General features: G+C 70.8%; 10 protein-coding genes and 1 pseudogene. 10 read left to right on the forward strand and 1 reads right to left on the reverse strand.

What is annotated here, in order from left to right:
* Nucleotides 1-170: 170 nt before the first annotated feature.
* Complete coding sequence (locus tag ACIBHX_RS02635; RefSeq protein WP_397063528.1) at nucleotides 171-1,892, forward strand: glycoside hydrolase family 9 protein; 1,722 nt, start codon at nucleotides 171-173, stop codon at nucleotides 1,890-1,892.
* A gap of 37 nt (nucleotides 1,893-1,929) precedes the next feature.
* Nucleotides 1,930-2,742, forward strand: a pseudogene (locus ACIBHX_RS02640) (glycoside hydrolase family 6 protein); the annotation flags it as partial.
* A gap of 2 nt (nucleotides 2,743-2,744) precedes the next feature.
* Here the strand turns inward: ACIBHX_RS02640 and ACIBHX_RS02645 are convergent.
* Complete coding sequence (locus ACIBHX_RS02645; RefSeq protein ID WP_397063530.1) at nucleotides 2,745-3,404, reverse strand: FadR/GntR family transcriptional regulator; 660 nt, start codon at nucleotides 3,402-3,404, stop codon at nucleotides 2,745-2,747.
* Nucleotides 3,405-3,480: 76 nt separating this feature from the next.
* Between ACIBHX_RS02645 and ACIBHX_RS02650 the strand changes: the two genes are divergently transcribed.
* The 8 genes from ACIBHX_RS02650 (at nucleotide 3,481) to ACIBHX_RS02685 (ending at nucleotide 13,145) form a co-directional block, all read left to right on the forward strand.
* Nucleotides 3,481-4,617 (forward strand): amidohydrolase, encoded by a 1,137-nt coding sequence (locus ACIBHX_RS02650; protein WP_397063532.1) that lies wholly within the window; start codon nucleotides 3,481-3,483, stop codon nucleotides 4,615-4,617.
* Between the two features lie 11 nt (nucleotides 4,618-4,628).
* Nucleotides 4,629-6,239, forward strand: a complete 1,611-nt coding sequence (locus ACIBHX_RS02655; protein ID WP_397063534.1) for an ABC transporter substrate-binding protein — start codon at nucleotides 4,629-4,631, stop codon at nucleotides 6,237-6,239.
* The gene (locus ACIBHX_RS02660) at nucleotides 6,236-7,159 is read left to right on the forward strand and encodes an ABC transporter permease (RefSeq protein ID WP_397063536.1); all 924 of its coding nucleotides are present in this window, start codon (nucleotides 6,236-6,238) and stop codon (nucleotides 7,157-7,159) included. The genes ACIBHX_RS02655 and ACIBHX_RS02660 overlap by 4 nt, the downstream gene beginning before the upstream one ends.
* Nucleotides 7,156-7,953 (forward strand): ABC transporter permease, encoded by a 798-nt coding sequence (locus ACIBHX_RS02665; RefSeq protein ID WP_397063538.1) that lies wholly within the window; start codon nucleotides 7,156-7,158, stop codon nucleotides 7,951-7,953. The genes ACIBHX_RS02660 and ACIBHX_RS02665 overlap by 4 nt, the downstream gene beginning before the upstream one ends.
* The gene (locus ACIBHX_RS02670) at nucleotides 7,950-8,903 is read left to right on the forward strand and encodes an ABC transporter ATP-binding protein (RefSeq protein ID WP_397063540.1); all 954 of its coding nucleotides are present in this window, start codon (nucleotides 7,950-7,952) and stop codon (nucleotides 8,901-8,903) included. The genes ACIBHX_RS02665 and ACIBHX_RS02670 overlap by 4 nt, the downstream gene beginning before the upstream one ends.
* A complete protein-coding gene (locus tag ACIBHX_RS02675; protein WP_397063542.1) occupies nucleotides 8,900-9,685 on the forward strand; it encodes an ABC transporter ATP-binding protein in 786 nt (261 codons plus the stop codon). Before ACIBHX_RS02670 ends, ACIBHX_RS02675 begins: the two co-directional genes overlap by 4 nt.
* Nucleotides 9,682-11,124: an amidohydrolase family protein gene (locus ACIBHX_RS02680; protein WP_397063544.1), complete on the forward strand. Its 1,443-nt coding sequence runs from the start codon at nucleotides 9,682-9,684 to the stop codon at nucleotides 11,122-11,124. The genes ACIBHX_RS02675 and ACIBHX_RS02680 overlap by 4 nt, the downstream gene beginning before the upstream one ends.
* A gap of 113 nt (nucleotides 11,125-11,237) precedes the next feature.
* On the forward strand, nucleotides 11,238-13,145 hold the full coding sequence (locus ACIBHX_RS02685) for a Xaa-Pro dipeptidyl-peptidase (protein ID WP_397063546.1): 1,908 nt from the start codon (nucleotides 11,238-11,240) through the stop codon (nucleotides 13,143-13,145).
* Nucleotides 13,146-13,152 lie beyond the last annotated feature (7 nt).

The following is a 13,152-nucleotide window of genomic DNA, read 5'->3' on the forward strand; positions in this document are numbered from 1 at the left end:
GTGTGGCTCCGCTATTTTGGGAGCGCTCCCACGGAGAGTAGACCAAGATTCGGACCGGCGAAAGGCCCGACACACAAAGGAAATTTACAAGGATGAGCCCCTTGACGTCATGCCTGGTGTGAGGTGATGATCACGCCGACGCCGCCGGACCGCTTCACGAGAGGTCCGGCATGTCTTTTCGATGGCGAGTGGCCTGCGCGCTGACGGCGCTCGCGCTTCCTCTTGCGCATGCGCAGGCGGCGCACGCGGCCGGCTACGAGCGCGTGCTCAACGGCACCTTCGACTCCGGCTCCAAGGAACCCTGGTGGAGCAGCGAGAACACGCCCTCCAGGGTCCAGGACGGCAGGCTGTGCGCCGACGTCCCCGCGGGCACCGTGAACCCTTGGGACTCGATGATCGGCCAGAACGACATCCCGCTGGAGAACGGCCGGCCGTACACGCTGTCGTTCACGGCCAGCGCCACCAGGGACGTCGCGATCACGGCGATCGCCCAGATGAGCGGCCCGCCGTACACCACGCCGGTGGCCGGGCAGGCGAAGCTGACCGCCACCCCGCAGCGCTTCGAGATCACCGGCACATCCACGGTGGACGAGCCCAAGAGCCAGGTCGCCTTCCAGATGGGCGGCGCGACAGAGCCCTACACGCTGTGCCTGGACGAGATCTCCTTCGTCGGCGGCGTCGTCCCGCCCGGCGGCGTCCGCGACCTCGGCTCGCCCGTGCGTGTCAACCAGCTCGGCTACCTAGTCGGCGGCCCCAAGCGCGCCACGATCGTCACCGACGCCGGCGCGGCGCTGACCTGGCGCCTGCTCAAGGACGACGGTACGGCTGCCGCCACGGGAACCACCAAGCCGCACGGCCCGGACGCCATGTCCGGGGACACCGTCCAAACCGCCGATTTCACGAAATTTCGGACGCCTGGCACCTACCGCCTCCAGGTCGGCGACGACAAGAGCGAGCCTTTCGCGATAAGTCGGGACCTGTACGGCAAGCTGCGCAGGGACGCGCTCGCGTACTTCTACCACAACCGTAGCGGCATCCCGATCGAGGCGAAGTACGCGGGCGAGGCCTACGCCAGGCCCGCAGGCCACCTCGGCGTGGCCCCCAACCAGGGCGACACCGACGTCCCCTGTCAGCCGGGCGCCTGCGACTACCGGATGGACGTGCGCGGCGGCTGGTACGACGCGGGCGACCACGGCAAGTACGTCGTCAACGGCGCGCTGGCCGCCTGGCAGCTCATCGACCTGTACCTTGGCAAGGTCACCACGGTCCTGACCACCGGCAACTTCTCCTGGAGGGACACCGGCGGCCTGGCCGATCTGGCGCTGGCCAGGGTCATCACAAAGCTGGACCCGGTCACGGCCGGAAGGCTGGTCGTGCGCGTCGCCGGCGTCGCGGACCGGCACCTGGCGGACCTGCGCGCGCAGGGGTACGCCAACCCGTTCCTGCCCGCCGACGGCAAGTACGTGTGGGGCTCCAACAGCGCGACCGCCAACGAGGCGATGGTCCTGGCCTACGCCTACGACCTCACGCGCCTGCCGAAGTACCGCGACGGGGCGCTGGAGTCGCTGGACTACCTGCTCGGCCGCAACGCGCTCAACCAGTCCTACGTCACCGGGTACGGCGAGCGGTCCAGCCAGAACCAGCACCACCGGTTCTGGGCCCACCAGCTCGACCCGGCGCTGCCGCACCCGGCGCCCGGATCCCTGGCGGGCGGCCCCAACTCCGGCCTGCAGGACCCGGTGGCCCAGCGCGTGCTGCAGGGCTGTGCCCCCGCCAAGTGCTACATCGACGACATCGGCTCCTACTCGACCAACGAGGTCGCCGTGAACTGGAACTCCGCCCTGGCGTGGCTGACCGGCTTCGCCGACACCCAAGGAAAGGTGCAGCAGTGAGACGCTTGTCCGCAACCGCCAGAGCGACCCCACCAGGGCCGCGGCCATCGACGCGGGCATCGCCACCAAGCCGATCTTCGAGTGGTTCGGCGACTGGTTCCCCAACCCCACCAGCGCCGTCACGACCTACGTGAACAACGCGCAGGCCCAGAACAAGCTGCCCATGCTGGTCGCCTACGACGTCACCAAGCGTGACTCGTGCGCCACCCAGTCCACCGGCGGCGCCCCCGACGAGCCGACCTACCAGGCCTGGATCACCGCTTTCGCGAACGCGATCGGCGCGCGCCCGGCGATCGTGGTGCTCGAGCCCGACGCGATCCCCGGCATGAGCTGCCTGGACACCAACCAGCAGGCGCTGCGGCTGCGCGAGCTGAACTACGCGCTCGACACGCTCCGCGCCAAGGCGCCGAACGCCTGGACCTACCTGGACGCGGGCAACGCCACCTGGGGCGCGGCCACCGACATCGCCCGCTGGTCGGACCAGGCGGGCCTGCGGAAGGCGCGCGGCTTCTCGCTGAACGTCTCCAACTTCTTCACCATCGCCGACACCGATACCCGCGCCGGCGCGGTCAACGCCGAGCTGAGCACGTACGGCTACACCAAGCCGTACGTGATCGACACCAGCCGCAACGGCAACGGCCCGTACACCGGCCCGCCCATCGACGACTCGTGGTGCAACCCACCGGGACGCAAGCTCGGCACGCCGCCGAAGCAGCAGCAGACCGGCGCCGAGTACCTGCTCTGGGTCAAGGTGCCGGGCGACTCCGACGGCTCATGCAACACCGGTGCCGGGATCCCGGCCGGAACCTTCGACCCCGGCCTGGCCATGCACCTGATCAACGGCGACTAGCGCTAGAGGTCACGCTCCTGCTGGTCGAGGATGGTGACGCCGGCGCCGATCGCGCGCGCGGCGTCGCCGTCCTCGACCGCTTTCAGCAGCTCGGCGTGCGAGTCGTCGTAGTCGAGCACCGCCTGCTCCATGTTCCGCACGCTGTCCCGCAGCGCCTCGCTCATGCTGCGGTACAGGTCGGTCAGCAGCGGGTTGTGCGCCGCGTCCGCGACGTACAGGTGGAAGGCCACGTCCGCGTCGGCGAAGGCGTCCAGGTCGCCCGTGCGGGCCGCGGCGTCCCTGCGTTCCAGGGCCTCGCGCATCAGCGCCAGGTCCTCGGGCGTGCGCCTGGTGGCCGCCAGCCGCGCCGCCACCATGTCCAGGCCGCGCCGCACGTCGATGATGTCCATCGCGGCCGCCCTGTCCAGCCGCCGCCGCAGCGCGACCTGCGACTCGTCGGTCGCCGTCACGTAGGTGCCGTCACCCTGCCGCGTCGTCAGCAGCCCCGCGTGCACGAGCACCCGCACCGCCTCGCGCACCGACAGCCTGCTCATGCCCAGTGTCTCGGCGAGCTGGCTTTCGGACGGGATCTTCGTCCCGACCGGCCACGCGCCGCTGGTGATCTCGCCGCGCAGCTCCTCGATCGCGGCGTCCACTAGGGACGTCCGCGCCACGTTTCGCATTCATCCTCTTCTCTAAACATCTGATGTCTGATAAATCTATCGCGAAGTTCCCCCCAGATTAAAGGCGATCAACCTCGTGGCTTTGGTTCAGTTCACAAATCTCCGCCCGCACGACCTCCTGGTCGAGGACGGGCGCATCGTCGCAGGCGGCACGCCGGACGAGGTCGTCGACTGCGGCGGCCTGCTGGCCCTGCCGGCGCCGGTCGACGCCCACATCCATCCGGACAAGACCACCTGGGGTCAGCCGTGGCTGAGCCGCGAGCCCGCGCATGACCTGCGCGAGCTGATCGACGGCGACGTCGCCGCCCGCCAGGGCATGACCGCCACGGTGGCCGAGCGCGCCGGCGCTCTGATGGACCACGCGATCGCCCGCGGCGCCCGCGCCTGGCGCGCCCACGTCGACGTCGCCCCCGTCTACGGCCTGGACAACCTCCACGGCGTACGGCAGGCCGCGGCGGCACGCGCCCACCTGCTCGACGTCCAGACCGTGGCGTTCCCCCAGCTCGGCCTGCTGACCGCGCCGGGCACCGCCGAACTGCTCGGGCGGGCGCTGGAGGAGGGCGCCGACGTACTCGGCGGCCTGGACCCGATCGGCGTGGACGGCGACCTGCACGGCCACCTCGACGTGCTGTTCGGCCTGGCGCGACGGCACGGCGTGCCGCTGGACATCCACCTGCACGACGGGGGAGCGGCGGGGGTCGAGACGGTTCACGAGATCGCCCGCCGTACCGCCGGCTCCGGCCTGAAGGTCACCATCAGCCACGCGTTCTGCCTGGCCGGGGACGTCGCGCCGGAGACCGTGAAGCTGCTGGCCGAGGCCGGGGTGGCGCTGACCACCTGCGCGCTGGGCGGCGATCCGGTCATCGCGCCGGAGTCGTTCGCGGGCACCGGCGTGCTGCTGGCGGCCGGGTCGGACGGGGTGCGCGATCCGTGGACCCCGTTCGGCGACGGCGACATGATCGCCCGGGCGCACCTGCTGGCCTACCGCACCGACGCCCGCACCGACGAGGAGCTGGCCGCGTGCTACGCGGTCGTGGCGCACGGGGGCGCCGAGCTGATCGGTCTGGCGCGGGTCGAACTGAAGCCGGGCGATCCCGCCGACTTCGTCCTGGTCGGGAGCGACTCCGTGGCGCAGGCCGTGGTGGAGCGCCCGATCCCCCATCTCGTCGTCCGGGCGGGCCGTGTGATCGCCCGCGACGGCCGGCTCGTCTGAAAGGTCCCCCGATGATCCGTCGCGCCCTGCCCGTTCTCGGCCTGGCTCTCGCCGTGGCCGCCTGCGGCGCCAACGCCCCCGCCAAGCAGCAGCCCGCCGTACCCCAGCAGCTCGATCTGAAGACCGCCACCGCGCCCGCCGCCAAGGGCCTGGACAAGATCACCTGGAACCTGCCGTACGAGCCGCAGACGCTCGACCCGATCAGGTCCTTCAACTACGCGGAGAACACCGCGCTGGCCAACATGTGTGAGAGCCTGCTGCGGCTCACGCCCGACTTCAAGATCGAGCCCGGGCTCGCCGTGAAGACGGACAACCCCACCCCCACCACGTGGGTCTACACGATCCGCGACGGCGTGAAGTTCTGGAACGGCAAGCCGCTCACCGCCGCCGACGTGGCCGCCAGCCTCAACAGGCATCTGGACCCGGCGCTCGGCACCTGGTGGGGCGACTACTTCCACACCGTCGAGTCGATCAAGGCGACCGGGCCGATGCAGGTCACGGTCACGCTCAAGCAGCCCGACGTGCTGTTCAACCAGGCCATGGCCACCGCCGCCGGGGCCGTGGTGTCGGCCGACTACGCCAAGAAGAAGGACCTGGGCTCGCCCACCGGCGGGCTGATGTGTACGGGACCGTTCCAGTTGGAGGGCTGGAAGTCCGGCGACGCGCTCACGCTCAAGCGCAACGACTCCTACTGGGATCCGGCGCTGAAGGCCAAGTCGGAGAGCCTGGTGTTCCGCTTCATCGCCGACGAGACCACCGCCGTCAACGCGCTGCGCTCGGGCGAGGTCGACGGGCAGTACTTCTATCTGCCGCCCGCCGGGCTGGCCCAGCTGCAGAAGTCCACCACCGGCTCGGTGACGCTGGGCAGGTCGCTGACGTTCTGGACCCTGCTCGGCGCGGCCCAGTCAGGGCCGTACGCCGACCCCAAGGTCAGGCAGGCGCTCTCGCTCGCGCTCGACCGGGCGGCCATCTCCAAGGTCGTCTTCCAGGGCACCGCCGCCCCGCAGAAGACCCTGGCAGGCGCCGAGTACTGGGGATACGCCACCGACACCTTCAAGAAGGCCTACGACGCGCTGCCCGCCGCCACCCCAGACCTGGCCAAGGCCAAGCAACTGGTGGCCGAGGCGGGCAACCCCACCCAGACGATCACGATCGGCATCCAGGGCAGCGCCGCCGTCCACGAGCAGACCGCGAACCTGATCAAGGCCACCGGAGAGGCGCTCGGCCTCAAGATCGACATCAAGGTCATCCCGGTCGAGCAGTACGGCAACCTCTACAGCGACCCCAAGGCCCGCCAGGGCATCGACGCGTTCTTCTCCACCTGGTACGGCAACGTGCCCGACCCGCTCGACATCTACACGGTCTTCCTGGCCGGCGGGCGCACCAACTTCAACGGCTACCCGGCCGTGGACGCCGACATCAAGAAGGCCCGCGCCGCCTACGACCCGGCCGCCAGGGCCGCGCTGGTCACCGGGATCCAGGAGAAGGTCACCGCCGACGTGCCCTGGATGCCGCTGAACAACCTGCCCGTCATCCTCTACATGAACAACCGGGTGACCGGCGCCGTCCCGTCGTTCCCCTACCTGTACTACCCGTGGGCCTCGGGGCTGGGGGCCAGGTGAGCTTTCTGCTCAAGCGGCTGGCGGGCCTGGCAGTCGTCCTGCTCGTCGCATCCTTCCTGGTGTACGGCCTGCTGTACCTGGTGCCGGGCGGTCCGATGGCGTTCCTGCTCGGCAACCGCAGCGGCACCCCCGAGCAGATCGCCGCCATCCGGGCGCAGTATCACCTCGACGACCCCTTCCTCGTCCGGTACGCCACCTGGCTCCGGGGCGCCGTCACCGGCGACTTCGGCAGCTCGCTGGTCTACCGGCAGGACGTGTCGGCGCTGATGGCCGCCCGCATCCCGACCACCGTCCTGCTCGTGGCCTACGCCACGCTGCTGATCGTGCTGGGCGGCGTGTCCATGGGGCTGCTGGCCGGGCTGCGCAGGGGACGCGTGGAGGCCATGGTGAACGGCCTGTCGTCGGCGTTCCTGGCCGTGCCGCCGTTCGTGATCGGGGTGGCGCTGGTCATCGTGTTCGCGCTCGGGCTCGGCTGGTTCCCCGTGTTCGGGGCCGGCAGCGGGTTCGGCGAGCGCATCCACCATCTGACGCTGCCCGCGATCACGCTCAGCCTGGCCAGCGCCGCCTTCCTGGCCCGCATCACCCGCGCCTCGGTGCGGGAGGAGCTCGGCCGCGAGCACGTGGAGACCGCCCGCGCCCGCGGCTTCGCCGAGCGCCACATCGTGCGCCGCCACGTGCTGCGCAACGCCGCCATCCCGGTGGTGACGGTGACCGGGCTCAACGTGGCCGGGCTGATCGCCGGGTCGGTCGTGGTGGAGAACATCTTCGCCCTCGACGGGCTCGGCGGGCTGTTCGTCCGCGCGATCCTGCAGCGCGACTTCGCCATCGTCCAGGCGGTGGTGCTCGTGCTCGTCACCGCCTTCGTCCTGATCAACCTCCTGGTGGACCTGTGCTACTCCGCTCTCGACCCGCGCCTGTGACCGCGCTCGGCGGCCTCGGCACGGCCGCCGCCGCGCTGCTGCTCGTGGTGGTGGCCGTCACGCTGGCCGCGCCGCTGCTGGCGCCCTACGACCCCGACTTCCCCGACCTGCTCAACGCCCTGGGCGGGAGCACGGCCGCGCACCCGCTCGGCACCGACGCGCTCGGCAGGGACGTGCTGTCCAGGCTGATGTACGGCGCGCGGACCACGCTGCTCGGACCCGTGCTCGTCATCGCCGTCTCCAGCGTGGCGGGGACCGCGCTGGCCATCACCGCCGCCTGGGCGGGCGGCCGGGTCGACGCCGTCGTCTCCCGCGCGCTCGACGTCCTGTTCGCCGTGCCAGGGATCGTGTTCGCGCTGGTCACCGTGGCCGTGCTGGGGCCCGGCATCCCCGGCGTGGTGGCCGGGCTGGCGGTGGCCTACACGCCCTACGTGGCCCGTGTCGTGCGCGGGGCGGCGCTGCGGGAGCGCGGCCTGCCGTACATCGCGGCGGCCTGGGTGCAGGGGCGAGGGGCGCTGGCCATCTGCACCCGGCACCTGCTGCCGAACCTGCGGCCGATCATCATCGCGCAGTCGGTGTCGGCGCTGGGCTTCGCGGTGATCGACGTGGCGGCGGTCTCGTTCCTCGGGCTGGGTGTGCAACCGCCGGCCGCCGACTGGGGGCTGATGGTCAAGAGCGGCCTGGACAGCGCCATGCGCGGCCAGCCGCTCGAGGCGCTCAGCGCGGGGATCCTGATCGCGCTGGTCGTCGCCGCCTTCAACGTCCTCGGCGACCGTATCGGGAGGCAGTCGTGAGCCTGCTCAGCCTGGCCGGGCTCAACCTGGCCGTGCCCTTCGACAAAGACTGGCGCACGCTGGTGGCGGACGTCAGCCTGGACATCGCCCGCGGCGAGGCCGTCGGCCTGGTCGGCGAGTCCGGCTCCGGCAAGTCGATGACCGCCCGTGCCGTGATCGGCCTCGCCCCGCCGGGCGCGCGTGTCACCGGGTCGGTGCTCTTCGACGGCGCCGACGTGCTCGCACTGCGGCCCAAGGACCTGCGCGTGCTGCGCGCCCGCCGCATCGCGATGATCTTCCAGGACCCGCGGGCGCACATCAACCCGGTGCGCAGCGTCGGCGACTTCCTCACCGAAGCCATGATCCACAACCTCGGCGCCCCGGTACGGCAGGCCTCCTCGCGAGCCGCCGAGCTGCTGGCCGAGGTCGGCATCGAGGAGCGGCGGATGAGGCAGTACCCGCACGAGCTGTCGGGCGGCCTGCTGCAGCGGGTGATGATCGCCTCGGTGCTGGCCGTCGAGCCCGACCTGATCCTGGCCGACGAGCCGACCACCGCGCTGGACGTGACCACCCAGTCGGAGGTGATGGCCATCCTGGACGAGCTACGCAGGGACCGGGGCATGGCGATGCTACTGATCACCCACGATCTGGAGCTGGCGGCGGCCACCTGCGACCGGCTGGCCGTGATGTACGCCGGCCGGGTCGTGGAGACCCAGCCCGCCGCGGACCTGGTGACCGCGCCCCGCCATCCCTACACGCGCGGGCTGCTCCAGTCGCGGCCGGCGCTCGGCGAGCGGAAGTGGCTGCCCGTCATCCCGGGCAGACCGGTGGCCGCCTTCGAGGCGGATCCCGGCTGCGCCTTCGCGCCACGGTGCGCGGAACGCATGCCGTACTGCCAGGAAGGGGAGCCGCCGATGCGGAAGGTCGAGGGCGTGCTGGTGGCCTGCGCGCGGGCCGAGGAGATCGCATGAGCATCATTCGGGCCGAGGGACTGCGGAAGGTCTACGGGCAGGCCGTCGCGGTGGACGACGTGTCGTTCACCGTCGAGCCGGGCGAGTCGCTGGCCGTGGTGGGGGAGTCGGGGTCGGGCAAGACGACGGTCGCGCGGATGCTGCTCGGGCTGGAGTCCCCGACCGGCGGCACGATCACCGTGTGCGACAGGCGGCGCGGCGGCGGGCGCGTGTCGACCGCCGAGCGCAGGCGGCGGGCCAGGGAGATCCAGATCGTCTTCCAGGACCCGTACTCCTCGCTGGACAAGCTGCAGCGCGTCGGCGACGTCATCGAGACGAGCCTGGCCCTGCACTTCCCGCTCACCCAGGCGGAGCGCCGCCACAGAGCGCTCGAGCTGCTCGAGTCCGTCGGCCTGGCCGAGCGGCACGCCGCCATGCTGCCCAGGCAGTTGTCGGGAGGCCAGCGCCAGCGCGTGGCCATCGCCCGCGCGCTGGCCGCCAAGCCCCGCGTGCTGGTGCTCGACGAGGCGGTGGCCGCGCTGGACGTGTCGATCCAGGCCCAGATACTCAACCTGCTGGCCGACATCAGGGAGCGGGGCGAGATCAGCTACGTCTTCATCACCCACGACCTGGCCGTGGTCAACCAGATCAGCGACACCGCCATCGTCATGCGGCAGGGCAGGATCGTCGAGCGCGGGAACACCGCCGACCTGTTGCGCGAGCCCGCCCACGACTACACCAGAGCGCTGCTGGAGGCCGTGCCGCGGCCAGGATGGAAACCGACCAGGAGAACCACCACGTGATCACACTCGTCAAGGCCTCGCACGTCATCGGATACCGGGACGGCGACCACGTCGTGCACAGGGACGGCTGTGTGGCCTACTCCTCTGACAAGATCGTCTACGTGGGCCCGTCGTATCAGGGTCCGTACGACGAGGTGATCGACGCCGGGCAGGCCGTGGTCGGGCCCGGGTTCATCGACCTGGACGCGCTGGCCGACATCGACCACGCCATCCTCGACACCTGGCCCGCCGACTCCAGCGGCCTGACCTGGTCGCGCGATTACGCCACGAACCGCAGGGCGGCCGTCTTCCCGCTGGAGGAGACGCTGTTCATGCGGGAGTACGCGCTGACCCGGCTGATCCGCAACGGCATCACCACCGCCATGCCCATCGCCGCGGAGACCCACAGCGCCTGGGCCGAGTCCTACGACGAGCTGGCCGGGATGGCCGCCATCGCGGGCCGCCTCGGGCTGCGCATGTACCTGGGTCCCAGCTACCGCTCCGGCGTCCCGGTGGTGCTGCCCGATGGGTCCAGGGACGTTCACTGGGAGCCTTCGCTCGGCGAGCGGGGCCTCGCCGACGCCGTCCGCTTCGTGAAGGATTTCGACGGCGCCTTCGACGGGCGGATCAGGGGCTCCCTGCTGCCCTGCCGCATCGAGACGCTCACTTTGGACCTCATGCGCGCCACCGCGGCCGCCGCCGGGGAGTTCGGCTGCCTGGTCCGCCTGCACTGCCTGCAGGGCGCCACCGAGCTGCGCCTGCTGCGCGAGTGGTACGGCAAACGGCCCCTGGACGTGCTCGCCGAGACCGGGCTGCTGAACCGCTGCCTGCTCATCCCGCACGCCCTGTACGCCGCGGGCCATCCGGACGCGCCCGGATCAGGCCCGGACGACCTCGACCGGCTCGCCGGGATCGCCGGGATCGTCCACTGCCCGCTCACCATGGTCCGCTACGGCTCGGCGCTGCACGACTTCGACCGCTACCGCGCCGCCGGGGTGACGATGGCGCTGGGCACGGACTCCTATCCGCCGGACATGATCCGCAACATGGATTACGGCAACAACCTGGCCAAGCTGGTGACGGGCCGGCTGGAGGCCGGGTCGGCGGCCGACTACTACCGGGCCGCCACCCTTGGCGGCGCCCGCGCGCTCGGCCGCGACGACCTCGGCCGCCTGGCCCCCGGCGCCAAGGCCGACCTCGTCGCGGTGGCCCTGACCGGGCCGGTCGACGACCCGATCCGCACCCTGCTCATGAACGGCTCGGGCGCGGACGTCACCACGGTCGTCATCGACGGGCGCACGGTCATGCGCGACCGCGTCATCCCCGGTGTCGACGAGACCGCGCTCCAGTCGCGCGCCCAGGCCTACTTCGACCGCATGAAGGCGGCCTACTCCACGCGCGACCGCCTCGGCCGGCCACCCGCCGAGCTCTTCCCGCCGTCCTTCCCCGAGGTCCGCTAGCGCCCCGTGGCCGGAGTCCGGACAAGGCTGACGGGAGGAGCCGGGATCTTGTCATGCGTGCGGTCGTCTGAGAGATTGCGGGTACTTTTCCCCAAATGTCTCGGAGGACACGCGTGCCACAATTACGCCCGGCCCTCATCGCGATCGCCCTCACCCTCGCGGTCGCCGCGACCCCGGCGAAGGCGGCGAGCGAACCCGCGATCACGGTCCAGAACGGCCGTACCCAGCCCGTCTTCTCCTACGCGGACGCGGTCCGCGAGTACGTCTACGTCGAGTCCAGCGTCGACAGCGACTCCGACGGCAGGCTGGACAGGGTCCGCGTCGACATCATCAGGCCCAAGGAGTCCGGACCCGGGCTCAAGGTCCCGGTGATCATCGACGAGAGCCCCTACTACGACAACTCGGGCCGTGGGAACGAGGGTGAGCGGAAGGTCTACGACGCTTCCGGCAACCCCGTGAAGTTCCCGCTCTTCTACGACAACTACTTCGTGCCGCGCGGCTACGCCGTACTGAACGTGGACATGATCGGCACCACGAAGTCCGAGGGCTGCCCGGACATCGGCGGCAAGGCCGACATCGCCGGCGGCAAGGCGGTCATCGACTGGCTCAACGGCCGCGCCAAGGCCTTCCGCGCGGACGGCAGTCTGGCCACCGCCGACTGGACCACCGGCAAGGCCGCCATGATCGGCAAGTCCTACGACGGCACGCTGGCGCAGGGTGTGGCCGCCACCGGAGTGCAGGGCCTGGTGACGATCGTGCCGATCTCGGCGATCGACTCCTGGTACAAGTACCAGCGCTCCAACGGCGTCATCTACAACCACGACTACGCCTCCTGGCTGGCCAACTACGTCGACACCGACCCCGAGGCCAAGTGCCAGGCCGTCCGCGACAAGATGGACGCCGAGGACGGTGACGACACCGGCAACTACAACGCCTTCTGGGCCGAGCGCGACTACCTCAAGGACGTCTCCAACGTGCGCGCCAGCGTCTTCGCCGTGCACACGGTCAACGACCTGAACGTCAAGCCGGACGACTTCTCCACCTGGTGGCAGGGCCTGACCGAGCGGAACATCCCGCGCAGGCTCTGGGTCGGCCAGTACCAGCACGTGGACCCGTTCGACTTCGAGGGCCGCAGGGACATCTGGGTCGACACCCTGCACGGCTGGTTCGACTACTGGCTGCAGGGCGTCCGCAACGACGCGCTCACCCAGCCGCGCGCCGACGTCCAGGTCGGCCCCACGCAGTGGATCAAGCAGCGCGACTGGCCGGCGCCGTTCGCGGTCAAGGTCCCGCTCAGCCCGGCCGCCGACGGCTCGCTCGGGCTGGTGCCCGCGGCCAAGGGCGCGACGGCCTCGTTCACCGACGTCAGCCTCGAAGAGTCCGACATGATCGCGGACGTCGGTACGGCCAAGCCGGGCCGGATCGCGTTCACCAGCGGGGCGCTCCCGCTGGACCTGCGCCTGTCCGGCACGCCGACGGCCGACCTGCGGGTGAAGCTGGACCAGCCCACCTCGAACCTGACGGCCCTGCTCGTCGACTTCGGCGACGACACCAGGGTCGACTGGCGCCGCGGCCAGGGCATCACCACGCTCACCGAGGAGGACTGCCACGGCGACTCCACCCCGGCCGACGACGGCTGCTACAAGAAGACGGTCACGAACCTGGTGACCGCCCCCGCCGAGATCGTCGCCCGTGGCTGGATCGACGTGCAGAACCGCGACTCGCTCACGGACTCGAACCCGCTTCCCGTGGGCACGTGGGGCCACGTCAAGTGGCCGACGCTGCCCCACGACTACACCTTCAAGAAGGGCCACCGGCTGGGCCTGGTGCTCGCCGGGACCGACTACGACTACAGCGACGAGGCCGGCACCGGCGCGAACGTGACCGTTGACCTGGCCAAGAGCCGCATCATCGTCCCGTTCGTCACCACCCCGGGCAGCCTGCCCAAGGACAAGGCCAAGTTCCACGGCCCGCAGCAGCTGAACCTGCCGCAGCCGGAGCAGGGCTTCAGCTTCTTCTAGACGAGCG

Origin of the sequence: Nonomuraea sp. NPDC050536 (genome assembly GCF_044457685.1) — a bacterium.
Lineage (GTDB): Bacteria > Actinomycetota > Actinomycetes > Streptosporangiales > Streptosporangiaceae > Nonomuraea.